The sequence below is a fragment of the Paenibacillus sp. J31R120 genome (assembly GCF_056269225.1).
Window position 1 is genome coordinate 513,425 of sequence record NZ_JBWDNN010000001.1, and the last position, 26,062, is coordinate 539,486.

Here is a 26,062-nt window from a genome sequence, read left to right on the forward strand (position 1 = left end):
GCGATTCCCGTCTATTTCTATTCAATCGATCCCCTCCAGATGAAAAACGCCGCAGTTAATGACGGAAGCCGTCACTCTCGGCTCGAATTGCCACCTTGTCTCGGCTTGGCGCTGCTCGTATTGCTCTTGAATGGCAAGCTTGTTCTCATCTGTCGCATGCTGCAGAAGCGTCTTGTAATAAGCGTCGATTCGATCCAGCTCTTCTTGCAGCCTGGCGGAGGCGTCTCCTGCCCACGTATAATCATAGTTTTTCAGCTTGCGTTCCAGCGCTTGCTCTACAATCGCTTGCGCTTTGGCGAACGAAATCCCGTTTTTCGTCACATGAATATTGGCGGGCAGGCGGGGAGTAAGCCGCAGCTCCAGCAGCCGGTCATGGAAGTGATCGGCGCAATAGCCCGTTACAAGCGATACACCGAGGCTGTGAATTTCCTCGCGTTTACGGTCGCAAGCGAATTCCACCCGTATGTTGACGCCAAGCCATGCGGTATAGGGTGTCGAGCTGAACGGGCTTGCTCCCCGCTTGTCCGGCTCCTGGAACAAATAAACGAAGCTTCCGCGGGACTTCGCGGCGCCGAACAGCTGCTCCAGCTTTTGCGAGCCGAAGTAGACGTCTTGCCTGGGAATGCGCGGCGCAGTGACCGAGCTGTTGATGAAGCCGAAGGAGCGGACAAGAGCTGCATCGGCAGCAGCGGCTTGGCTGTCAGGCGCTTCCGTTTTCTCTGGCGGAGCTTCGCTTACCAGTCCTGCCTCATACTTCTCCTTATCTGTGACGAACAGGAAGGTCATCGTCTCCGGTTCCGCGCCTACCCGGTCCACAAAGCTCCAATAATAGGGCCGATTGGTGAGCTCGCGATCAGCATCCGGAGATAGCTTAACGGTAAAGTGGGCTGGCGATTTCTCAATAATAGAGCAGTCCGTCGCCTCCAAATAACGGTTCACATACTTATGAATCTGTTTCGTGTTCACGGCTTCACCTCCACGGACTGACCGAGCTTATCCATTTTCACCAGAAGATCAGGGCCGGCGGAATAAGGGTTGTTGCCGGATGACTTCACTTCGTTGCGAATTTGGCTGATTGAGCTGCCCAAAGAGTTTAATTGCCGCTTCAAATCCTGGTCGTTGCCGGATTCCAGCAATACTTTGGCAAGCCGCTGCTCCAGGGATTCGCCGCCCTCCAGCTTCTCCAGAATATGATCCAGCTCCCCAATGACCAGCTCGAATAGATTGATTTTCTCATGCAGCAGATTAACGATATGTTCTTCAATTGTACCTAGTGTGCACAGGTTATAAATCTTGACGTCCTCAGTCTGTCCAAGTCGATGGACGCGGCCGATCCGCTGCTCCACCCGCATCGGATTCCAAGGCAGGTCAAAGTTGATCATATGGTGGCAAAATTGCAGGTTGATTCCTTCACCGCCGGCTTCGGTTGCAATCAGAATTTGAGCGCGTCCGCGGAAGAGATCCATCATCCAGTCTTTTTTGCCCCGGTTCATGCCGCCGCGATAGGGAACGGCCATCAAATTGTGGGAGCGGAAAAACTGCAGCAAATATTCCTGCGTCGCCCGGTATTCCGTAAAGATGATGACCTTCTCATTCATTTCCTTGATGAGTTCCATCGCTTTTTCGGCTTTCGTATTGGCCGTGATGCCTTTAATTTTCTCTACCAGCTCCCAAATCTTCGGACGAAGAGGGGAGTCTTCCGTTGTTTTCTTGAATAGATTGACTAAGGTAAGGAAGACAGCATCCCTGCTGCTGCATACTTCACGCTGCAGCGTCACAAGCGACAGCATGCTGGTCAGATCACCGCCGCTTTCGTCGTAACGTTCCTTCACGAAGCCGGTTACGGCATCGTAGAGCGCTTTCTCCTCTGGAGAGAGGGAGAGCGGGATATTTTTGACGAAGCGCTTGGTGAAATGAATGCCGCCATCGCCTCTCCGGTTGCGAATCATGACAGAGGACAACGCTTCCTGCAGCTGGTCTTCGTTTTTCGGGAGCCGTTTGTCGACTACGAAATTCGCGGCAAAATCACTTTGCCCGCCCAATTGACCAGGCTTCAGCAGTGTAATCAGGTTGTACAACTCGTCCAGATCGTTTTGGATCGGCGTAGCTGTCAGCAGCAGGCAATATTTTTTGCGAAGCTGCGTCGCGAATTGGTAATTGGTCGTTTTTTTATTTTTCAGCTTGTGAGCCTCGTCGATGATAATGAGGTCATAATCGGTGCCAAGCACGCGCTCGCGGTGCGGATCACGCTTGGCTGTATCCATCGAGGCGACGACAATGTCATAGCCCCATGTATGTTCTTTTTTCTGGGCAACGGCGGAAATGCCGAACTTCTGGTTCAGCTCTCTCACCCATTGGAGCACCAGGGAGGCGGGTACAAGAATAAGCACGCGTTTCACGAGACCGCGCACCATATATTCCTTCAGCACCAGCCCGGCTTCAATCGTCTTGCCGAGGCCTACCTCGTCGGCCAGAATGGCCCGGCCTCCCATTTCGTGCAGCACTTTGCTGGCTGTATCGATTTGATGGGGCATAGGTTCGAAGGATGGCAGGGTTCGAAGGCATTGCAGCTGCTCGAAGCTCTCAACCCGCTTCGCTTGCTCTGCTTCCATAGCCAGCTGGTAGAGTGTCCAATCATCCCAAGGGCCGTTGCGGCTCATCCGGTGCTGAAGCTCATCAAACCAGGAGCGGTCAATCTGCAGGTCGACATGCGGATGCAGCTTGCGTCTTGCGAATGTCGAATCGTTGTCCGCTGTGCTCTGCGTCTTAGAGTCGAAGGTCATGTTAGTGCTCCTTTCACTACTTGCAGCGATTAGTTGTCATTAGTATAGCCTTCCGGAGACATATTAATAAGATTCACGGTTCTGTCATAAGAATATCTATATATAGTGTGTTATAATCTTATTTACATACAATATGTTGATTATAGTGTGATTCATAGGTGTGAAGGGAGAGAATCGAAATGCGGAGATTAACAGGTTTGAGCGAAAAAATCTTTCTGGACCGGTATGCGCGCAAGCATGAAGACGCGCGTCGGGTGAAAGCTGGGGATACGGTACTTGCCCTGCTGAAGGATGATGCTAAATTTCCTGTGAAGGAGGTTGTTGAAGTTGTCAGCCGGGATGGGGAGCAGGTGACCGTGAAGACTGGTGAAGGCGAACTGCTGCAGACGACGACCATGCGGCTGACCCACCCCATCGAGCTGTCGCCGGAGCAGATGTGGGACCGGCTTGCCGAAGCGATGTCATCGGTGGAGCGTACGCCTGCCAAGCGGGTAGAGTGGGAGCGGAAGTTCCGGGAGATCCTGGATGATTGGAAGCTGGTGCCTGGGGGACGCATTGCAGCGGGAGCCGGGGCGAGCGATGAGCTCACCTTATTCAATTGTTATGTTGTTCCATCTCCGCATGATAGCCGGGGCGGCATTATGAATACGCTCACGGATATGACCGAGATCATGGCGCGCGGCGGCGGTGTAGGCATGAATCTCTCTTCGCTCCGGCCTCGCAGAGCCATTGTCGCAGGGGTCAATGGCAGCTCCAGCGGTTCAGTCTCCTGGGGCGGGCTGTTCAGCTATACGACGGGCTTGATTGAGCAAGGCGGCAGCCGCCGGGGCGCGTTAATGCTGATGCTGAATGATTGGCATCCCGACCTGCTTGAATTTATTACGGTGAAGGAAACAATGGGCCAGGTGACCAATGCGAACCTGTCCGTCTGTGTGAGCGACGCCTTTATGGACGCGGTCAAGCGCGATCTGGAATGGGAGCTCGTCTTCCCGGATACGAAGGACCCGGATTATGACGAGGTGTGGACGGGCGATCTGGAGGCGTGGCGCAGCCTTGGCAAAAATGTGGTGACCTATAACAAGCTCCGGGCAAAGGAAATCTGGCATCGGATTATCGGCTCGGCGTGGAAGTCGGCAGAGCCGGGTGTTGTCTTTATGGAACGTTACAACAAGATGTCGAACAGCTGGTACTTCAACCCCATCGTCTCGACGAATCCGTGCGGCGAGCAAGGCTTGCCTGGTTGGGGCGTATGCAACTTGTCCGCGATTAACCTGTCCAAGTTCTACGATGCAGGGAAAAGGGATGTCGATTGGGCAGAGCTAGGGAAAGTGACGCAGTGGTCCGTCCGGTTCCTCGACAATGTCATCGACAAGACGCCTTACCACTTCGAGGAGAACGAGCGAAATCAGAAAAACGAAAGACGGATCGGGCTCGGTACGATGGGACTTGCGGAGCTGATGATTAAGCTCAAGATCCGATACGGCAGCGAGGAATCGCTGGCGTTCCTGGATAAGCTGTACGGCTTTATGGCGAAGGAAGCTTATGTGGCATCGTCCCGCATTGCATCGGAGAAAGGTTCGTTCCCTGCCTTCGATCGGGAGAAATACGTTCAGAGCGGCTTTATGAAAGAAATGATCAAGGCGTATCCCGAAGTAGGAGAGGCGATTGGGAAAAGCGGCATCCGCAACGTGACGATCATTACGCAAGCGCCGACGGGCAGCACGGGGACGATGGTCGGCACGTCGACGGGGATCGAGCCGTATTTTGCCTTCGAATATTTCCGCCAGAGTCGACTTGGCTTCGACAAGCAGCTTGTTCCGATTGCGCAGGAGTGGAAGGATGCGCATCCCGGCGAGGAGCTGCCGGACTACTTCGTAACAGCGATGCAATTATCCGCCGAAAATCATATTCGTACCCAGGCTGCTATCCAGCGCTGGGTAGACAGCTCAATCTCCAAGACGGCCAATTGCCCGGCTGATTTCACAGTGGAAGAGACAGAGCGGCTGTATGAGCTGGCATACGAGCTTGGGTGCAAGGGCGTTACGATCTATCGCGACGGCAGCCGTGATGTGCAGGTGCTGTCTACGGCCGATAAGAGCGAGGACAGCAAAGGGACTGCCAGCGAAGAGAGGCTAGACGATCTGCCTGTGGAAGCTCCGGTGACGGAAATGGTAGAAGCCGCAGAGTCTGACAGAGAAGCTGCTGAAGCTGTGTCCGCAGCGCCAAGCGAAGCCGTATGGGCGGCGCAGGAAGCGACGGTAACAGCTGAGGCTTTGCCGGCGGCAGACGCCAAGCCTGTTCCGGGAGTTGACAGACAGTACAAGAAGCGGCCGTCGGTGCTGCGCGGCGCGACGTACAAGATTAATACGCCGTTCGGCATGGCTTATATTACAATCAATGATTTGGACGGCTCGCCTGCGGAGATTTTCCTGAACGTCGGCAAAGCAGGCTCTGATGTATTCGCTATGGCGGAGGCGCTTGGACGCGTTTGTTCGTTGTTCCTGCGCTACGGCGATCACGGCGAGAAGATCCGGCTTTTGATTAAGCATTTGAAGGGCATCGGAGGCTCCGGCGCCATCGGCTTCGGCGTAAACCGCGTGGAGTCGATCGCAGATGCGGTCGCGAAGGCACTGGAGATGCATGGGGACAGCGTAGCGGCCGGGATGGAGACAGAGGCATCGGTGAGTGTGGAGGCTGATAGTTCCGGTTCGAGTGAGTTTGATTACTCTCCTGAGTTGGAAAGCGAGGAACAGAAGGAGGAGATCTCCTCCTATCAGGAGATTGATCTATGTCCGTCTTGCGGCTCAGCGACGCTGATTAATTTGGAAGGCTGCAAGCAGTGTGCTAGTTGCGGGTTTAGTAAGTGTAATTGAGCAAGTTAATTTTGGGACGAATCATTCATATGTGATTTTGCATAAAAGATGATAATTTTTGCACACTAGTTGAGAAATGTTCGTCATATATATTGAGAAAAATGGATTATACAGTATTTTGTATATTTATGCGTTGACGTATAATTGATGCATAAGCATTCAAAGTGTGAAACCAGCCTGTAGCGCAGCATTTGAGCAGCTACAGGCTGGTTTCATGATCAGGGTTAGTGTGGTTAGATTTGCCGGTTGGTAGTTTCTCATCTGGCCATAAATTGGATATGGATAGATTGAACAATAAATAGGTTCTACTCCCCAAAGATTCAGCAGCGAATTCCGTTGCACTATGGCATATTCGGGGATCCTGTACTTCATCAGAGTCACTGGTGTATTATGAAAATAATAAAGAGCCGCTGGAAACGGAAATTGAAATAAGAAACATTTTGAGGAGCAGCAAATGGACATAAACTACGAAGCATTGAAAAAAGCGCTAGACGAAGAGGACGTAGCAACGGCAGCTGAAATAATTCATGAAGTTTACTTAAAGCACACCGGAAATTTTATGTCTCCGATTTTACTGTCGGATTGTCTGCCTGAGCCGCTACAAAGAGAATTTGGGAAAAAGACTAAGGTACTGTTTACATTTAACGCGGCGTGTAAAAAAGTTCGTAAAATGTTGGAGGATCAAAGAAAAGACAGCATTTCCTTCACGGTTCAATATATGGGCATGATTAAAGCGATACTGGTGCTACATGACCACAATAAGAGCAACACGAAATATTTGGAAGATGCGGAACTGTTTCAGTTTCCGGTTCCTACAATCATTCACATGCTGTGCGTTTTCTTGGAAAACCAATACAGGTTGGCAGAAATTGAAGAGCAGGCAAAAGTTTTGAGAATGAATCGCTTGGATCTTTTTTCAAGAAATGTGGCGAATTCAACGGAAACTGGCATTATATCGATGGATTCAAATTTGGAAGCGGGAATCGAAATTGTAAATTTGGTTTTTAATTTCCTTTTTTATAAAGGAAAAAAGGCCTTAGAACGCGATATCGAGATCGCGGAGGACGTTTCCCCGTACGAAATTCCAAGTATAGAAAAGCTAAGCTTGCTGGCTCTTCATAGAAAAATGCTGGACCATCTGTGGGAATTGGTCAAATTCAGGGGATGGAACTATTCTGTGCGTCGTAATGAAAACAACGAAGAGGTCATGTATTTTGAACCACCTGATAAAGAATTTCTCAAATTAGAAGCGGCAGCCGTGGAGAGATATTCGTATAAAGAGAAGGTCGATTTTTATAAAAATGAAAGTTTAGTTAAGAACTTCGCTGAAAAGCTTTTCCCACTAGCGCGCGAATTGGCGGCAATGTCTGAGCTTGGAGATATCAGAACTTTTCTTGGCTCGAACGAGGAAAAGCTGAGACGGTTGGTCGATCTTTTTCAAGAGCGTAATCAATTGGCAATCAGTTCTTTGGAATTCATTGACTCTGACTTCTGGGGTAAAGATACTCTGGGAAAAAATAAGAATATAAGCTTTGAAATGTTCTTCAAGTTTATTTCTTATTTACAGGCATTAGCGGCCGTGTATACGGAAAAATCTCACGATGATTTCGACGACTCTAACCGAGAGGAGTATAGGCATCTCGCTCCTAGGTTTGAAAAGGAGCTGATCGTTTCAAGTTTTTCTCGGTTATTTGCAATAGAAGTCGAGATTTCCTCGGAGCTGATCGAGATGTTCACCTTCCAACCAAAAACTAAGAAAGACGATTTTTCGGATTTATTTTCCCAGCCGTTGGTCTACATGGGCCGAAGCGACATCATTTTAGTGCCAGCCTTAATTCAACAGTTAAACCTACCGAGAATGATCGAACAGCAATTTGGAGTTTGGAATATTGATGACGCGTATAAAGGCAAGGCATTTGAACGCTACATCAAGACATCGCTTTCGTATAATCGAAATTTGCAGGTGAACTTAGGAGAAGTAAAGATCGAGGCATTCGACGGAAAGCCGGCGGAATTTGATTTTTTAGCAACATTTGAAGACAAAATCCTTTTGATTGAGATGAAATGCCTCCGGCTACCGTATTCGCCAAAAGAAATCTTCCAAATGGAAGATGCGGTATATTATGGTGTCGAGCAAGTCATCAGAAGGGCAGAGGTGTTGCAAAAGGATTGGGATAAAGTTCGCAAAGTGGCGACAATCGATCTTCCGATACATCCTCCGTCCGCTGAAAATATTATTAAAGTCGTTTGCGTAAACATATTCAACTTTACTGCAAAAATAAAAGATGATGTAATCATCACGGATGCATCATCTATTACTAAATATTTCTTAAACCCCGTTGTCAAACTGTTTGAACTCGGAAGAGTGAGAAAAAAAATAGGGGAATATTCCCTTTGGAAAAGGGGATACCCTACGCCGGAAGAACTCAAACAGTTCCTTGAAAAACCACTCGCAATGAGGGATATCTACGACTGCTTAGAACCGACTCCGAGGATGTTGATGTTGATTGAAGAAACGAATGAAAGAGTAGGATTTCTTGATTACTCCTTAACGCAAAATCCTTTCGATCCAATGTATGAAAAGTTCAAACGTTTAACGATGAATACCAAAAAAGAAGATGAGAAAGCGAAACGAAGCAGGCGAAAACTGAAACAGCAAAAGAAATCTAGGAAGGGCAACCGAAAAAAATGACAGCCGATATTTTGCGGCGCCAATAAAGTCACATATCTGTTTCAAACTTCATACGAATTTACATATAAATGAGTAAAAACAGCCTTTAGCGGCAACCATTTGCGCTTTCATAGCCACCTACGTAGAACCCTAGAATCTGACGAATCCCTTTCTCATCGATCCCCATAGCCTAAACCGCTTCGCTGCTGACGGTGTTGCGTTTCAGCTTCACATACAGACCATCTAAGTAAATGACGGAGTAACGCTTCTCCAGCGGGCGTTTCTGCCATTGTTCAATGTCTTCCATGACCGTTTGCGTGATGTTACTGATGGTCGTGGGTGAGTAGTGCGTGCCAAACATGCTTTCAATGAATTTTGCAACGTCACGGGTGCTCATTCCGCCTTTGTACATGTGGATGATGGCTTCTTCCAGCCACCCCTCGCGACGTTGATACGGCTGAAATAGACGCGTTTTAAAGTAGCCTTTTCGATCACGTGGAACTTGAAGATCATGAATCGTACCGTATCGCGTCTGGTACGTACGAGTATAGTTCCCGTTTAAGCTGGTACGTGGGCCTTGATGTTCAGTTTGCATGTCATTTTTGATTTCTTCCCGCAGCAGTAGCTCTAGCTTTTCTTGGACCAGCTTAGTGACAGCATTTTCAAGTAGATGATCAAACGGGTTTTCGGGTATAGTGGTCATGGAGTAGGGCTCCTTCTTGGTGAATTCGACAATCCCGAGAATACCCTACTTTTTTGTTGCCTGTTAAGGCTCCAAATGTTGGTACCCAAACTACTTTACGTCATCGAATTACAGAAAATAGGCCTATGATAGTGGGGCGAACATCTCGGTGTTACGAACTCGAAGATGGCAAGCATTCGGAAAAGCCGGAATTAGAGAAAGAATCTCAAGGTTATCATTTAAGCTCTTCGAAGCAACTGAGAGCAGAAACTGCCGGCTTGTTTCATTCGGGGTACTATTCAACTTACGTGCGGAGAAGGGTTCAACAGCTTTCCATGTGCTTCAAAGGAAATCTCGCATAACGCGTCGAAAGTTATTTGTAGAATTGAGTCGAGTATAAGGTGGTCGTGTCATATGTTCTTAGCTGAATTGAATGTCTGGAACTTTAGAAAATACGGATACGGTGAACAAGTCCCTGGGACGAGCAAAGTGAAGCCGGGTCTGCATGTAGCTTTTACTGCTGGGCTTAACTTAATCGTAGGGGAAAATGATTCTGGAAAGACAGCTATTATAGATGCCATTAAGTTGATCTTAACTACGCATAGTAATGACTTTATAAAAATTGAATATGATGACTTTCATATGCCTGCTGGAAAAACATTGGAGGCAGATCGAACCGATACTTTGGAAATCTAGTGTTTATTTCGTGATATTGAGCCGCATGAGGAAAAAACTTCCTAGAGTGGTTAAGTATAGAGAATGACGGAGAGCGACAAAAATATTTTTTGAAAGTATGTTTGAAAGGAAGGCGCAAAGGAAGACGCGTTTTCTATGACGTGAAGGCTGGGACCGATGATGAAGGAAGTTTAATGAACAGCGAAGCTAGGGCGATGTTAAAAACTACTTATTTGAAACCACTCCGGGACGCAGAGAATGAGATAGCTCCGCGAAAAAACTCTCGACTTTCCTATATATTGGATTATCATCAAGCGTTTGATGATAAGGAAGCTCATTATCTCATACAGGCTATGGAACAAGCCAATAAGGCAATTCTAAATTACTTTGGGGGATTTGATGGGGAGGGGCATATAGAAGATCAAAATGGCAAGCAACTATTAACGCAGATCAATACGTATTTGAAAGAATTTACGCCAATTACATCACCTTTGAACTCCCTATTTTCCATAACCGATCTGAAACTAAAGACTATCCTTGAGAAATTAAGTTTGGAGCTCTCTACAAATAAATCGGGGCTAGGTTCCCATAATATATTATTTATTGCCGTTGAGCTATTACTGTTGAACCGCGAAAACTATTCGGGTTTAAAGATTGCTTTGATTGAGGAAATAGAAGCTCATATTCATCCACAAGCGCAACTTCGCTTAATTGAATTTCTACAACGGGAAGATTTGTTTAGTACCGCAGGACTTGAGAGGTAACATAAGTGTGCCGGATATTGCACCAAAGTTGCTAATATATAACGACGAATCTATACGGAATGTACTGCTTAAGTTTGGAGATCTAATCTGTGAGCAACGATTACACGAGACGAAGAGAACAGTTTTCAAAGCAATTGGTTGGGTAAGTCAACATAAGGAGCGGCGTGCAATACCTTCCTATTTTCAACCCTATGGAATACCGGATGCGAATAAAAAGCAAGATTTTGAAAGTCTTTGTGACTATATAAAGATGGCAGTATTACATATGGGAGATTCCATTAGACAGAAACAATTGCTTATTTATCGGGGAAGCTTGAAAAGTATCCGGTTATCGGGAATAAAAAGAAACAATAATATGCCTTATACCCAAACAACCCTGAGTCAGATATTGAAAATAGAACATAAGGAACTTTATGATCAATTAAATGGTAAGCACGTACAGTGGTGTATGCAGATTAATACCGGAGAAGAGATTTTCGCGGATGTGAGGGAGTTCATAGCAATCCAAATCTGCCCCCAATTAGGGGGAGAACATAATTCTGGGTTAGTTGCATTTTTGGACGGGCCATCGCTTATCCAGCCTACGGACGGGAGTCAAAAATCAAATTTGTACATTCATGAAAGGGATAATCATAAAATTCCAATTCAATTGTCAACTATTCATAACGTAAAGGGTGAAACGCATACCGCTACTCTTTATTTGGAAACTTTTTATAGAAGGTATGATGTTGAATCGATCATTGAGTACATGAAAGGAAATCACAATCCGCCTGTGCTTGAAACAGTTTCGCATGCATTAAAAATGCTTATGTTGGTATGACTAGACCAACGCACTTATTATGTGTAGCTGCCCATCAAAACGGTTGTGAACCGCATCTTCAAGAATTGTCAGAGGCAGGCTGGGATATCCCTTAGAGTTTAGACTAGTATGTTGAACCTAAAATTACGGAGCAGATACGTATATATCTGTCCTAGAAAGGAGTGGCCGAATGAGCTTTCTATTTAATTCCGTAAAAGAGGCGACGTATCTTTCTGTTACTAAAGCAGAAAGATACCGTCCCATCTGCTACGTATTCTATCAGAAGTACCGACAGGAATACAACTCTTATATGTTTCTGGATGATGTGTATCGAGAATTAGTAACATCCGAGCAATTTGGCTCTCACTTTATGGATTATTCCGAGAAAGACTTGGAAGAAGACCTCAAGTCACTCGTGAGATGGAACAACCTAATCATCCATCAAGATGAATCCCATGCACAGCGCATTGAGGATTTTTATAAACGTAAGAATTATTATGAGGTCACGCAATATACGATTTCTCTCGAACGTATGCTGGAGGAGATGCAGCATAATCTGCAGGCGATTCGCGGTGGATCGTTCGAGCGAGTATTGACGGACCATATTTTAGAGGACCTGACCAAACTTCGCAAGTGGGGGCCTTCGAACAACGGGACGCTGGGCGATATCCGCAACATCTGGCGCGACCTCATGTCCCGGTTTGAAGCCCTTCGCAACGGCACCGCCGATTTTTTGTCACATGTGAACAGCGAACCATATGAACGCCTAGTCCGCACGGAGTCCTTTTTGCCATACAAAGAAAAATTTGTGCGTTTGTTAAGTGACTTCGTAGTCGGTATTATGGAGAAGAAAGATCTGATCGAGGAACGCCTCGGGTTTATCGATGAAATTGAGATCGAGCACATTATTTCCGTGATTGTTTCATACGAAGCGGAGCAGCAGATTGATGAAACGTTTGAGGCGGAGCTTGCCTCTGAGCGAAGAAGGGCAGAATGGCTCGGTTTTAGAGGGTGGTTTGTGGAAATCAACGGCCGCAAAGCTAGTTCACGTTTTCTCATCGAACAAACTCGCGGTACCATCCAAAAAATTGTGCGAATTGCAGATCAGATTAGCGATAAATTCAACTACTTAAAAAGCCGCAAAAATGACTATTTGGAACTGGCCCGCATTTTTGCGAACACTTCGGACTTACGGGACTGCCATGCTATTGCTGGTGCGATGTTTGGCGCTTCCACCACAAAACACTTTTTAGTCCCTCGTAAATCTGAGGATGACACGACAAAGCATGTGTGGGAATGCGATCCTTTCGAACTGCCCCTTAACAAAAAGACACCTGGGAACCGTAGCGGACGCACCAAAGTGCCAGTATATGAAGACCCCTTAGCACAGATGCTTCTGGTTCAGGAGCATCTGGAGAAAACGCGGATGATGCAGGAGCAATTCAACAGCCTAATCAAGGAAGATAAAATAACGCTGGATGAAATCGGTGTCGTGTATCCCGAAGTGCGGGACCTACTACTTGAATTGTTGGGACAAGCCATGATTACAAAAAACTTAAAAAGCCGAACGGAAGATGGGCGCCGATTCTATCTTAAGTTACGTTCCAGCAAGCGTATTCGCCTGCGTTCCACCGATGGTACGTTGGCAATGAATGATTACGAATTCGTGTTTATGGAGGACTAGCATGGATAAAGATCGCTTGGTGCTTCAGGAATGCATTGAAGCCCTATTTCATTACCACTGGATTCATCGGGACACGCAGGCGGACCTATATTTTCAGATTCTCGCTCGAAAAGCGGACATTGCCGACATCGTGCGTGAATACTTCGGATATCGTTTACTCCTGCGTAATGAGTTTATCAAACTAGAGAAAATTCCTGTCTCGCCAAAGGCGTTTATGGGCGTTGGAGACTTTACTACATCACGCCACTATATGTTTGTCTGCTGTTTCCTTGCTTTCTTGGAAGATAACGGGGAGGATCAGCAATTTACGCTGCAAAACGCTTGTGATGCCATCCGTATGTATTACCCAGAAGAAGCCGTTCCTTTCGCATGGGAAGAGCGTTCGCACCGCAGGGCCTTTGCGGACGTTCTGCAACATTGTGTGAAAATAAGGCTCGTCTATGTCGTGGACCGTGAAATAGACGTGTTTCGAGACGATGAACGGCATGATGTTTTGTTTCAGACTACGCCTTATTTCCGTCATTTCGCACTGCTTTACTTCTTTGATCTCAGCAAAATTCAAAATCGTAGGCAGTTAGAAGAACAGATTGGCAAAGAAATCGTCTATGCCACAACTCCGAGACAGAGGCTTCTGCGCAGATTATTTTTAGAATCGGCTATATATGATGATGAATTGTCTGCAGAGGAAGCCAAGCTTTTGGAAGATAGGGAAGAGCTTGAGAAACTGAACGCGATGATATCAGAACTGTTTGAATATTGGTACCTTGAACGATACCATCGTACGACGATGCTCACCCATGCAGAAAATCGTTACGGGGACTATTATCCGAAAGATGATCAGATCTCCAATGCAACCGTGCAGTATGCAACCCTCATTTGGGATAAGGTAAACGGTCAAGAAGTAGCTCTCGATCATAACGGTCATGTCCTGTGTTCGAAATATGAGGCAATCGTATGGTTTCAAGAGATCAAAGATCTGCACGGCCACGGGTGGACCAAATCATTTACAGAACGACCTCTTACCGTCATTTGGGGAGAGGTTATAGAGTATATGTCTGACTTTCACATGGCAGATGCGCTCGCGGACGGGCAGGTTGTATTCTATTCCGCTGCTGGCCGCGTTACAGGGGAATATGTATCTTAATCTATGTAAACGGAGGGAATAGGCGATGAGTTCGTTCCATTTGAATCGCTTTGGTCTCATTAATTTCTGGTATCATGGTGACACAGTTTTTGAGTTTAGCAATGGACGTCTTTTTGTCCGTGGTGCTAACGGTTCTGGTAAATCAGTATCCACTACCATGGCAGTGCCGTTTTTGCTCGACGGCGATAAGCGCCCGTCGCGTCTTGATCCATTCGGCTCGCAGGACCGACGGATGATCGATCTATTGCTTGGTAATAAACATGTATCAAAGCGAGAAGAAGGTACGGGATATCTCTACATGGAGTATCGCAAAGGAAACAACTTTATGACCGTTGGCATCGGATTGAATGGAAAACGGCGGGAGAGCGACAACACCATGCGCACGTGGTATTTCATTCTCCGCAACAAGCGCATTGGGCACGACATTCAGTTGTATGATGAAAAAATTATAAGCGGGGAACCCAAAAAGTTTCCTCTTACTATGGGGGACTTGGCAGACCGCATTGGAAGGGACGGAGAAGTCACCGACAGTCAGCAACGTTATGTGGAACTCGTGAATCAAGAAATCTATGGGTTTAGAACTACGCAGGAATTTAAGGAGCTGATTGGCGTGTTGCTCCAGCTTCGTAGCCCGAAGCTCTCCAATGCCGTGAAAGCGAGCGAAGTGTCCAACGTCCTCTCTGATGCCCTTCCAGAATTGTCGCAACATGAATTGGCCCCGCTTTCATCGTCGCTGGAGAGCATGGATAGCCTGCAAGAAAAGAAGAACCGTCTTGGCAACGAACTGGGCTTCCTTACGAAGTTGGTAGAAGCGTACGACGCCTACAATCAACTCTCTCTATATGAGAAGGCGAAACATCTTGTGTTCAGCGAGAAACGATTTAATGAATCCATGAAGCGTATCAAGGATTGTAAAGCCGCCGAAGCCGTAGTCTCCGTGGCCAAAACAGAACTGGAGCGGAAACAGGCAGAACAAATTAACATAAAGGAAACCATGCAGAAGAAAATAGCATCCATGCAAGGGCACCCTATTTTCACACTTGAGCAAGAATTGGGTCAGGTAAGACAAGCCCTACGAGATTCAGAGGAGAAACTGCTGGGAAAGACTGAGGCTATAGAGAAGAATGAAAAACAGCAACGGCAAGTGGAGAACCGGATTAAGCAGATTGAGGGAAATGAATACAAAGCAGTCCAAAGCCGCGAGGATGCGCTTTCGGAACTGGATTCGCTGGCGGACGAGACCTACTTCTCACCCCACGGTACCTTACGTAACTACTTTAAATCTTGCCTCGATAGCTTTTCAGACGCAGCTTTTAAAAATTGGCAAGAAACTCTCCAAGAGTACCGAAGCAAGGTACAAGAAATCGCCAATCAACTCCTTTCGATGCAATCTCGCCTCGAACATGAGGATCAAATGCAGCGAAATGTGGCGGCCGAAGAAGAGCGTGCAAATCAGATAGAAGTTGAGATTGGCACCATAGTGAAAGAGATTTCCGTATGCTCAGCATCTGTTGAGCATACCGTTGCCGAATGGGTGGAAAGTGCTCAACAATTTCAAATTCAGCCCGCAGAGCTTCTCGAAGTGAAGGAAATCTTGCAAGGGATTGGAGATCTTCTGGATGACGTCTCTCCAGCAGCGGTTACTGACTGGCTGAGTTTCTTATACGACAAACGCTTGCGCACACTACAGGAGCAGCATGCAAATCTTGCGGCTTCCATCCGTCTCCTCCTAGAGCAAATCGAGGAGGCCGAAAGAAAGGCTGAAGCCTTATCTGCACAAAAGGAGATGGAGCCCGCTCTTACCGCTTCGGAAGCGGTAGAAATGAAGCGCTTGCGCACACAAAACGTACGTGTTGCTTATTTTTATGAAACGGTTGAATTTCTGGAACACATACAGCCGACTGTAAAAGAAGCCATCGAGGACGCCATTACCCGCGCGGGACTCCTTACGGCTCTTGTGGTGCACGAGAGTGATCGCTCCATGGTCGCTGCCTCGATGGCCGTGGTGCAAGTAGGGTCGTACAAAAGAGAAAATTTACTGACTTATGTACGTCCGACGCCAACCAGCGGTCTCACAGAGGAGGATATTAACACTGTACTGCAAACCATTTCTATTGTTCCCCATGAGGAAGGGTATGTGTTGGAAAACGGGGAATTCCGCAGCGGTATGGTTGGGGGGCTGGCACCTCAGTACGAAGATAAATACATTGGCAAATCGGCGCGGGAACAAATCCGTCTGCGCAAGCTAAAAGAGCTGCAAAGTCAGCGTGATGAACTCACGCACCAGAAAGATAATCTGGAATCCGAACAGCTTTCCATAGAAAAGCAGCAGCATCTCCTTGTCATGGAACGGGAAGTGTTCCCATCCCTCCAGGGGCTTAAAGAGTCGCTTGGACGCCATGAAACCAAGCGTCATGAACGCGCCACTCAACTTTCTGTGGTAGAACGGCTCCAAGATGCTTTGCGTGTCTACCGCAACGAAACACAAATTTTGCGTAACGCCCTCTATTATGCTACACAGCAGTTGGAATTGCCGCTTAAGCTGGCCAGCTACCAACAGGCTCTTAGCGACCTTACACTTTACAGAGATACACTCGTTGATCTCCGCATGGCGCACAGCGCATGGCTTGCAGCGAATCAGTCGCTGTCAGATCTTGCGTCGGAGAAAGAACGTTTGACAGGCGATTATGACTACCTTGCAGATGAGAAAACGGATCTCGAGCGGGATATCGCGAAGAACAAGTCTTATGAAGCGATGTTTCTCGAGCGTATACAGGACCTTGGCGATACGGACGTAAAACAGGAGATAGAGGCAGCGAGAAATGCGGCGCAGTCGGCAGATGGGCGGTTAGACTCTTATCGCAAACAAATAAACGAAGCAGAGATTAAAATTCGTGGCCTCATTGAAAATCAAACGAAAGAGCAACCGGTGATGGAAGAGAGGCTGCGATTGCTAAATGGGTGGATGAAATTGTACCAAGAGGAGCTATCTCTCGGCTTCGTATGTCCCCCACGGAGCGCTTCTGAGACCATAATGACACTGGAAGAATCGTGCAAGGGACTTTCGTTCGATGTAGTGCTTTCAGCGTTAAAAGAAGCAGAAGGCTACGCCCAGCACGAACTTGTGGATTACAATCTTAAGCCGTCGCGGCGTACGATTTCCCTTGAGATTCAGACCGAAGACATGGAGAATCCGTCCTGGCAGATCCTCGTGCAGAACTGCTCGCGGCAATTCCTGGTCTTTTCGCCCCACCATGTGGAGAACACGCCACTTGAAGTGCACCGCGATGTGAATGATCAACTAAAGCGCATTTCGGAGCATATTCGGGAAGAGGAGCAGAAGTTGTTTGAAAAGGTGCTCATTGATGTTGTCGGTACTACGATCCATGAGAAAGTGCGGGCCGCGAAGCGCTGGGAACAAGACGCGAACGTGATGCTGCGGCGTGTAACAGGCACTATTCAGATGCGGCTCGAATGGATACCTCTCGCGAGCAAAGAAGAGGACCAAATTTCGACGACGGAACTGTTGTCGTACCTATCCAAGGAGTCCATCTATTTGACGCCATCTCAAAAGGAAAAAGTGCGCCTGCACTTCATGTCCAAAATCAATGAAGCTCGAAAAAAGTGCAAGGACGACGCAAGTTTCTCTATGTTTGAAGAGATGAAAAAAGCGCTGGATTACCGCAAATGGTTCCGCTTTGACATGTTCATCACGCGCAAGGGCATTCCAGAGGAGCGCTTCACGAACAAAGTGTTCGGGGAGCTCAGTGGCGGGGAAAAGGCGATGAGTATCTACTCGCCGCTCTTTGCGGCGATAGCTGCCAAATATTCTTACGCCGCACCTGATGCACCGCGTGTCATATCATTAGATGAGGCGTTTGCGGGTATCGATAACGAAAACATTGCGCAGATGTTTCAACTTGTGCATGACTTTGAGTTCGATTATATTATGAACTCTCAGGTACTGTGGGGTTGCTACGAAACGGTAGATGAACTCTCCATTGCCCAAATTCTCCGACCTGTGGATTCCCCGGTACTCGCCGTTGCACGTTACTATTGGGATGGGAAAGAAAAACATCTTCTATCGCTAGAGCAACGTATCGAGGAGCGTTCCCGCAATGCAGGATAACAGGCAACTGGTCGAGATTTTTCGGCAGAGCGGCGGCTTTGGCCGCCTTTTCGACTTGTATCGCAAGAAGTTTGAAAGCTACGGAGCATTCGGCACGGTGCCAATGCGGCCCACCGAAGAAGAGGAAAAAGCTTTGCGTGGCTTTCTTGGCATTCGCTACAAGGGTTCGCGTTTTCCAGCCGCCGATTTTGAAAAAGCGGCTAGAGAAGCAGGATACTCAGTTTCTTTACTTGAATTGTTGGAGTTATACTACGGCCATCAACTTTCCACCAAACGCCAACAAAAAGAGTCAAAACTTTCGGCTTGGGCTAATCTATTTATTCAAGTTGAACTAGATTTTATTACTCGATTTAATATATCTAATACTGAACTTGAAATATTTATTCAAAAGACATTTAACTGGTTTCAAAGATTAAAGGAAGGAGATGCCAAAGGCTATAGGGTTTTGAGAACTGTTTTTGACAGAGACATAAATGTCTATTCAGAATTGCTGACATGTCTGAGCGCTTTATGGCATTTGCTCATGAGTAAAGATGAGATGTTTAATAAATGTGGGATCTCAACTGGAAAAATTAGATTACCTATGTTCGCTGCTTATGTTACTGAGGATTCACATGCCTTTGATAAAACAAATGCAAAAGGAAGATTATTATGGAGCGCTCTCAATGATATAAATAGCCAAGGTCTAAATCAAAGCGTAAATGTTGATAACCATATGACAGTCATACCAGAGTATTTGTTCGAACGCCAAATTTATAGGAATTTCGACGTTCTGGATGATGATCTTAGTTCGATTTCACATGTTTTTGTACCACATCTCGTCAAAGGCACTTCCCCTCGCACGTTAAATTTACGTGAAATTGAAGAGATGAAGCAATTACCAAAGTACTCGTCAATATATATTATCGAAAATCCGTCTGTAATTTCTTACTTAGTTGATGAAACCATTCATTTTCTTAATCTAAATGAATTCTCATTAGAACAACTTCCACCGGATTTTCCAGTTCTTCTTTGTACGATCGGACAGGCAAGAACCGCTTCTAAAGTGTTTATAGAAAAATGTCTTGAAGCAAGCCCAAGCTGTATCATTTACTATTCAGGGGATCTAGATGTTCCAGGCATCCAGATGTTAAACAATATGAGGGAGCAGTTCTCAGCAGAATTTTACGCTTGGCGTATGGAGACTTCCATATATCGCAATCATGTTGCGACCAAAAGCAAACCTTTATCTGATGCAGACCTAAAAATCCTTCAAGAATTAGAGGGCGGTTTAGCAAAAGAGATGATACAAATTAAAGCAAAAGTTTATCAGGAATTATTTGGTAAGGAACTGAGAAGCGATTGGATTAAGGAAGTGTCTTCTGGGATTTCTAAAAATCAAGTTGATAATGAACCAAATGAACGTTGAAAATATTCATGGCTAGGCAGGGACTTTAATTCTGCCTAACAGGCAAGTGTTTGGTTTTAGATCAAGTGATTGCAAAGATTATTGAAAGTCTTTTGAACAATTAAAAGTTTACACAGCGCAGCGGCAGGTCTGTGGGAACCCTTTAATTATCAGGCTTTTAGAAAAGTCCGCGTGTATTAATATTTAATAATATCACGAGAAAAAATATTTCCAAAAGGAATGAATAATATGCAAGATTATTGCATATTTGCTAACTGACCTTTTTTGCAATATCTATGAAAAATCCTTTAGTGAGATAAAATATTACCAATAAAATTCTCAACTTATTTGAAACAATAGCTTACGAAATATCAAAGTTTTGGATGTGGTATTCTCACCTTTTATGCAAAATCACATCATACGTGTATAAAAGCTGCGATATACCCATTCAGCGGGCGAACATGATAATTGTCTGCAAAGCAATGACCGTCATTCCTAAGCATGGATGCTGGAATGGCGGTCATTGCTTTGCTTAGGAACCACTCCAGGATGAAAAATTCAACAGGGTGGTTCTTCTTTTCATGACGCGACTATGCCATCATACCTACATATTTTTACGTAATTCTACCAAAAATATATATATTAATGTATAATTTTACTTGGACATCTAGCCCTGAATTCCTGATATCTAAGCCCCTTTTTAAAACTAAAAATGTATACAGGAGGTAATCTATTGAAAAAAATTTTCGCAATGTGCACATTAATTGTATTGATTATAGCAGGGTGCTCCAAAGTGGGTCCCGTACAGAAAGAAAATATAAAATTGTCGATTGGTGCTTCTGGGGAGATTCTAGAAGAATTACAAACGAAAATTAACAACGCATTTCCAAATTATGAAATAACCTATGAGATCCTTTTATACCATGAAATCGAATCATTGTACGAAGAAAAGAATTTACCCGATATTATTTTTGATACAGATTCCGCGTCCGTCCCGCCCCATTTGCGGGATAAATTATATACGGACTTAATTCCTTTTATAAGCAAGGAGAATGTGGATTTATCCCGATTTGCTCCGGCTCTGTTGCAAAGAAACTCCCGTGAGAACGGCGAGTTATATGGGGTGCCTATCCAAAGGATTTTAACCGCGTTATTTTATAATAAAGCCCCTTTCGATGCTTTCGATATTCCCTATCCAACCGATGGAATGACTTGGGACGATGTGATCCTGCTTGCAAGTCGGTTCTCTGATTTTCCTAACGGATCGAAATATGTAGGTCTAGACCTAATAAGTGGCAACGGAGTACAAATGCTATTAGATCAATACAACGTCACGTATTTGGATTCGCAAACCGATCAATTCAAATCATCTTCCGAATTATTGGAAGTGATACAAAAGATTGATAACGTTTATGAAAAGAACGGGAATAGACCGACGAGGAGCTTTTTGAGTTTCCCAGATGGCTTTTTGAAACACGGGACAACGGCAATGTTTCTTGGTGTTCCGGTATATCCAATCGTAGATGGAGCCGCCAACAATCAAGATATCGATTTGGTGACCTTCCCCCGAGTTGATGCCAGTTCCAATATAGGATCTGGAACGAGGGCAATTTCTGTTCACATGAACAGTGAAAGTGAAAATAAAGAAAGCGCGTTTGAAATCATACAATATCTGGTATCGGATGAAGTGCAAAAGTTCTTGGTGGAAAATGGAGGAGGAACTGTACTGAGCGAATTAATTCATAATGATGATTTTGGAAAAAATATTCCGGAACTCCACAACAAAAATGTAAAAGCACTGTTTGAGTTGGAACTTCCTGAATTAGATAGACCAAGCAAGTACGAATGGATAGCATATCAAGGGGCAGGCCCCTTATTGGCTGAGCTCATTATGGGCACAAAATCAGTGGACGACGTAATGAATGAAATGGAAAGTGCTGTGAATGATGCGGTTATTGCGGCAAAAACTAAGGAAGTCGAAGAGTGAAAGGAGGCAGAGAGGGGCACTATTTCAAATAGTGACTCACTGTAAAATGGTTTCGTATTGTGAGGTTAGCCAGCTTAATCTGGTTAACCTCATTTTCTGTTATAAGGGTAAATAGTTCAATAACGCTTACATGCTATTGTGCAAACATGATTAGAAAGGTTGATCTAGAGGAGGAGTGGATATTCCTTTATCATAATACTTACGAGTAATTAAGTTGAAGATCAATTGCTGTGAACCGTTCACAAATAGTGATGAACAAAATGCGGATTATACGCTTCATTATTGAGCACAGCGTTGCAGAAGTATCATAGATACATAGGAACCACCCAAGGTTGAAAAATCCAAAGGGGTGGTTCTTTTTTTCGCGACGCGACTATGCCATCATGTAAGTGGGGGCGATGAAGGATGTTCCAGGATTTCAAGCTCGTTAGCGATCGGCCGGTCGTCATACAAGTGAAAGAATACATTCAACGTTTAATTATAAAAGGGGCGCTTCAAGGGGACCAGAAGCTGCCCTCCACACGCGAGATGAGCAGTCTGCTGAAGGTAAGCCGCAATACCGTTATTGCCGCCTATGAAAGCCTGGAGGATGACGGTTTTGCGTATGCCATCCCCGGCAAAGGCAGCTATGTTGCCGCGATGTCGGGCCACTCAGCAGCAGGCGGCAGCACTTCAGACGGTTCTGCAAGCTTGCAGATCGATTGGATGGCCAGAATGAACCGATATGCCCTATCGGCAGTTGAGCTGGATATTATGAAGCCAGGCATTCGCGGCTCGAAGGACATGATATCGTTCACCAGCATTGCTCCGGATGAGCATTTGTTCGATCTGGGAGATGTCAGGCGAGCCTTCATGGATCGGATGGCGATTGAAGGGCAGGTACTGCTCAATTACGGATACGCCAAGGGCTATAAGCCGCTGATTGACTACTTAATGCGCTATATGGAGAATAAGGGCGTCGATCTCAGCGGCAAAGATATGCTCATTACAAGCGGCTTTACGGAAGGCTTCGATATTGTTTTGTCTGCACTGCGACCTGAATCACGAAGCGGAGCGGCTATTTGTGAAAATCCGACGCATCATACGGCACTCAAAAATTTGAAGCTGCAAGGCTTCCAAATTACCGGGATACCGATGGAGCGCGACGGTATTTCTACTGAGAAGCTCGAGCAGGTGTTGAAGCAAGGGCGCACATTCGACCTGGCTTATCTGACGCCTTCCTATCACAATCCGACTGGTATTGTCATGTCGCCGGAGAAGCGCAGCGCCGTTATGAAGCTGATGACACGATACGGTGTACCCGTGATTGAGGATGGATTTAACGAGGAGCTGCGATACTCGGGAGCGCATATTGCACCACTCATTGCGACAGCAGGGCAAGGGAACGGGGTTATCTATATCGGCAGCTTCTCCAAAGTGCTGTTCCCCGGCCTGCGGGTAGGCTGGGTGCTGGGAGACCGTGCGCTGATCGACCATCTGGAAAGCATTAAGCGGGCAAGATCGATCCATACGTCTACTATCGATCAATCGATTTTGTATCAATATTTGCTCAACGGCAATTTCGATAAGTATGTGAAAAAAGCGCGAACGGAATATAAGCGCAAATATGAGCTGACCAAAGCATGCTGCGAAGCCTATCTGCCTGATGCGAAGCTGACAGGCGACGGAGGCTTGCATCTGTTTCTTACTCTGCCAGAGGGCGTGAATACACGCGAGCTGCTGGCAGCCTGCAAGGAGCAAGGCGTTATATTCACGCCGGGAGACCGCTTTTTCATTGGGGAAGGCGAAGGGACGAATACGCTGCGGCTTGGATTCTCAAGAGTGGCGGATGAACATATTGAGCAAGGAATACGGATGATTGGCGAACAGGCAAGCAAGCTGATGCGCGCAAAATGATAAATGGGGTGTCAGGATGAAAATCGGAGTTATAATGGGCGGCATTTCGACTGAACGAGAGGTTTCGTTAAAGACGGGGCAAGAGATGGTGGGACTTCTCGATCGCAGCCGCTATGAAGTGGTTCCCATCGTAATTGATCAGCGGGAGGATTTGATTACGAAGGTTCAGCAATCGGGCATTGATCTGGCATTGCTGGCTTTGCACGGACAGTTCGGTGAAGACGGAACGGTGCAGGGGGCGCTGGAGACGCTTGGCATTCCGTATACGGGCAGCGGTGTGCTGGCAAGCAGTTTGTGCATGAACAAGGAGCTGTCCAAGACGCTGCTAGCCGCAGGCGGTGTGCCAACGCCTGAGGGGCTGAGCTGGAAGGGGATGCATGAGTATGACCCGCAGGCGGTGGAGAGACTTGGCTACCCTGTTATTGTGAAGCCGAATACAGGCGGCTCCAGCATCGGCATTCAGCTTGTGCATAATGAGCGGGAGCTGCAGTCGGCTGTCCAAGAAGCCTGCGATCTGGATGGAACGATCCTGATTGAGCGTTACATCAAAGGAACGGAAATTACTTGCTCCATTGTGGACGGCGAGGCGCTGCCGATTATCGGCATCCGTTCCGCGCACTCGGAGTGGTTCGATTATAAAGCGAAATATGAGGACGGCGGTGCGGAAGAGAAGGTGATCGAGCTGCCTTCCGTTGTGGAACAGCGTGTCCGCGAGGCGGCCCTTGCCAGCTACCGGCTGCTGCAATGCTCGGTCTATGCAAGAGTCGATATGATATTGTGCGGCGATACGCCGTACGTGCTGGAAGTCAACACTTTGCCGGGCATGACCGCCAACAGCCTGCTTCCCAAAAGCGCAGCTGCCGCAGGATTTACTTTTGCCGGACTGCTGGACCGGATTATTGAAATCTCTTTGCAAGAGCGGAGTCCGAAACGGGGGATGGCTCATGTGTAAGAAAGAAGGTTCGGAACGATTTTTATCCTCCCGTGTGCAGCTCATTCGGCCGTCAGGCATTCGCGCTTTCTTTGATCTGAATGCGGCATCTGGCGGCGATACAATCGCTCTTGGCATTGGCGAACCGGATTTTGTCACGCCAGAGAAGGTACGCGAGGCATGTGTTCAGGCATTGCGCATCGGACATACGAAATATACTGCCAATGCCGGGCAGTTGGAGCTGCGGGAGGAGATATCGGCTTATTTTTCAAACAGCTTCAGTCTTACCTATAATCCCGAACAGGAAATCATCATAACGGTGGGGAGCAGTGAAGCAGTCGATCTGGCGCTGCGGACCGTCATTAATCCCGGGGATGAGGTACTGATTCCGGCGCCAAGTTATGTTGCCTATGAGCCGATCACTCATCTGCATGGAGGGAGAATCGTAGAGGTAGCAACCTCGGCAGAGCAGCAATTCAAGCTGACTCCAGAGGCACTCCTGGCCGCTATTACGCCCAATTCCAAGGTTTTGATGCTCAATTATCCGAGTAATCCTACCGGATCAGTAATGACGGAGCGGGACTGGCAGCCGATCGTCGATCTCATTATCAAATACGATCTGGCCGTCATTTCGGATGAAGTGTATGCCGAGCTAACATATGGAAGAGGGCATGTCAGCATCGCTTCCTTGCCAGGCATGAAGGAGCGTACAATCGTGATCAGCGGCTTTTCCAAAGCGTTCGCGATGACAGGCTGGCGGATAGGCTATGCGTGCGGGCCGCACGAATTTATAGCCGGCATGCTGAAAATTCATCAGTATACAGCTGTGTGCGCGCCAGCCATTGCACAGATCGCCGCACTGGAATCATTGCGTCATGGCTTGACTGCTAAGGATGAGATGATGGCAAGCTATAATGAACGCCGCAAGCTGTTTGTAGCAGGTTTGAATGCGATTGGGCTGACGTGTCACGAGCCTGAGGGAGCTTTCTATGCGTTTCCGTCTATCGTATCAACGGGCATGTCTTCCGAGCAGTTTGCGCTCCGTTTACTTCAGGAGGCGAAGGTGGCGGTCGTTCCGGGACATGTATTTGGACGGGGTGGCGAAGGGCATGTGCGCTGCTCCTATGCCACTTCCATCGTAGATCTGGAGAAGGCGCTGGAGCGGATGGGGAAATTTATGCAGGCGATGCAGCCGGTTTGATGACATTTAAGAATATCGAATGTACGGGGAGCTTCAACCTACGCTGTGGCGGGTTGAGGCTCTATTCTTTTAGACAAGTAGGTTGAAGGCTCTAACTTCTGCTCCTAAATTCTGTACGCCTTGTCTTTAACTCTACTTCGTACGAATAGCTTGCGACTCCTAAAATAAACTTAAAGGCACGACGAGGCTTTTTCGTTTTCTTGAACCTTTCTTTGGTATCCCAAATGTACACTGTTTTGCCGATCCAAATTCTCAAGTATGCGGAGTGAAACAGGATTGGCTTCACAATTCCCCGCTGTTCAATCTCCGTTCCATCATCGAGCTCAGTCTCTGTTCGAATGAACCATCGATTGCCGATTCCTGCTTCGATATATTTCAAGTTGTAACCTCATTTCTTTTTCTCTTGCACGTGACCGAGGCGAATATCTTCCTTTATTCGTCATAGCCAGGTCATAC

At 46.7% G+C, this 26,062-nt stretch carries 16 protein-coding genes and 1 pseudogene; 13 read left to right on the forward strand and 4 right to left on the reverse strand.

Annotated elements, in window-relative coordinates:
* Positions 1–21 precede the first annotated feature (21 nt).
* Both AC0YNW_RS02250 and AC0YNW_RS02255 read right to left on the reverse strand, forming a co-directional pair.
* Positions 22–966 (reverse strand): YqhG family protein, encoded by a 945-nt coding sequence (locus tag AC0YNW_RS02250; protein WP_475830595.1) that lies wholly within the window; start codon positions 964–966, stop codon positions 22–24.
* The gene (locus tag AC0YNW_RS02255; RefSeq protein WP_387472061.1) at positions 963–2,783 is read right to left on the reverse strand and encodes a DEAD/DEAH box helicase; all 1,821 of its coding nucleotides are present in this window, start codon (positions 2,781–2,783) and stop codon (positions 963–965) included. The genes AC0YNW_RS02250 and AC0YNW_RS02255 overlap by 4 nt, the downstream gene beginning before the upstream one ends.
* A gap of 179 nt (positions 2,784–2,962) precedes the next feature.
* Here AC0YNW_RS02255 and AC0YNW_RS02260 point away from each other — a divergent pair, with 179 nt between their 5' ends.
* Together AC0YNW_RS02260 and AC0YNW_RS02265 are read left to right on the forward strand one after the other, a co-directional pair.
* The gene (locus tag AC0YNW_RS02260; RefSeq protein WP_475830596.1) at positions 2,963–5,656 is read left to right on the forward strand and encodes an adenosylcobalamin-dependent ribonucleoside-diphosphate reductase; all 2,694 of its coding nucleotides are present in this window, start codon (positions 2,963–2,965) and stop codon (positions 5,654–5,656) included.
* Between the two features lie 454 nt (positions 5,657–6,110).
* Positions 6,111–8,348 carry a hypothetical protein gene (locus AC0YNW_RS02265; protein ID WP_475830597.1) on the forward strand — a complete coding sequence of 746 codons (2,238 nt, stop codon included), beginning with the start codon at positions 6,111–6,113 and terminating at the stop codon, positions 8,346–8,348.
* Between the two features lie 88 nt (positions 8,349–8,436).
* On the opposite strand, the pseudogene AC0YNW_RS02270 reads toward AC0YNW_RS02265, so the two are convergent.
* Positions 8,437–9,030, reverse strand: a pseudogene (locus AC0YNW_RS02270) (IS256 family transposase); the annotation flags it as partial.
* A gap of 393 nt (positions 9,031–9,423) precedes the next feature.
* Here AC0YNW_RS02270 and AC0YNW_RS02275 point away from each other — a divergent pair.
* From AC0YNW_RS02275 to AC0YNW_RS02325, 11 genes are all read left to right on the forward strand, one after another.
* Positions 9,424–9,705, forward strand: a complete 282-nt coding sequence (locus AC0YNW_RS02275) for an AAA family ATPase (protein WP_475830598.1) — start codon at positions 9,424–9,426, stop codon at positions 9,703–9,705.
* A 173-nt stretch (positions 9,706–9,878) separates the two neighbouring features.
* Positions 9,879–10,448 carry an AAA family ATPase gene (locus tag AC0YNW_RS02280; RefSeq protein ID WP_475830599.1) on the forward strand — a complete coding sequence of 190 codons (570 nt, stop codon included), beginning with the start codon at positions 9,879–9,881 and terminating at the stop codon, positions 10,446–10,448.
* Positions 10,449–10,455: 7 nt separating this feature from the next.
* Entirely contained in the window at positions 10,456–11,268 is an 813-nt protein-coding gene (locus AC0YNW_RS02285) for a hypothetical protein (RefSeq protein ID WP_475830600.1), read from the forward strand.
* A gap of 169 nt (positions 11,269–11,437) precedes the next feature.
* Positions 11,438–12,931, forward strand: coding sequence for a TIGR02677 family protein (locus tag AC0YNW_RS02290; RefSeq protein ID WP_475830601.1), 1,494 nt, complete (start codon positions 11,438–11,440; stop codon positions 12,929–12,931).
* Position 12,932: 1 nt separating this feature from the next.
* Complete coding sequence (locus AC0YNW_RS02295) at positions 12,933–14,075, forward strand: TIGR02678 family protein (protein WP_475830602.1); 1,143 nt, start codon at positions 12,933–12,935, stop codon at positions 14,073–14,075.
* 25 nt (positions 14,076–14,100) lie between these two features.
* Complete coding sequence (locus AC0YNW_RS02300) at positions 14,101–18,204, forward strand: TIGR02680 family protein (RefSeq protein WP_475830603.1); 4,104 nt, start codon at positions 14,101–14,103, stop codon at positions 18,202–18,204.
* Entirely contained in the window at positions 18,194–19,612 is a 1,419-nt protein-coding gene (locus tag AC0YNW_RS02305) for a TIGR02679 domain-containing protein (protein ID WP_475830604.1), read from the forward strand. The genes AC0YNW_RS02300 and AC0YNW_RS02305 overlap by 11 nt, the downstream gene beginning before the upstream one ends.
* Before the next feature lie 712 nt (positions 19,613–20,324).
* A complete protein-coding gene (locus AC0YNW_RS02310; protein WP_475830605.1) occupies positions 20,325–21,578 on the forward strand; it encodes an ABC transporter substrate-binding protein in 1,254 nt (417 codons plus the stop codon).
* Positions 21,579–21,983: 405 nt separating this feature from the next.
* Positions 21,984–23,474 (forward strand): aminotransferase-like domain-containing protein, encoded by a 1,491-nt coding sequence (locus AC0YNW_RS02315; RefSeq protein ID WP_475830606.1) that lies wholly within the window; start codon positions 21,984–21,986, stop codon positions 23,472–23,474.
* A 16-nt stretch (positions 23,475–23,490) separates the two neighbouring features.
* Positions 23,491–24,426, forward strand: coding sequence for a D-alanine--D-alanine ligase (locus AC0YNW_RS02320; protein ID WP_475830607.1), 936 nt, complete (start codon positions 23,491–23,493; stop codon positions 24,424–24,426).
* Positions 24,419–25,606, forward strand: coding sequence for an aminotransferase class I/II-fold pyridoxal phosphate-dependent enzyme (locus AC0YNW_RS02325; protein WP_475830608.1), 1,188 nt, complete (start codon positions 24,419–24,421; stop codon positions 25,604–25,606). The genes AC0YNW_RS02320 and AC0YNW_RS02325 overlap by 8 nt, the downstream gene beginning before the upstream one ends.
* A 91-nt stretch (positions 25,607–25,697) precedes the next feature.
* On the opposite strand, the gene AC0YNW_RS02330 is transcribed toward AC0YNW_RS02325, so the two are convergent.
* A complete protein-coding gene (locus tag AC0YNW_RS02330; RefSeq protein ID WP_387472047.1) occupies positions 25,698–25,985 on the reverse strand; it encodes a DUF3977 family protein in 288 nt (95 codons plus the stop codon).
* Between the last annotated feature and the right edge of the window lie 77 nt (positions 25,986–26,062).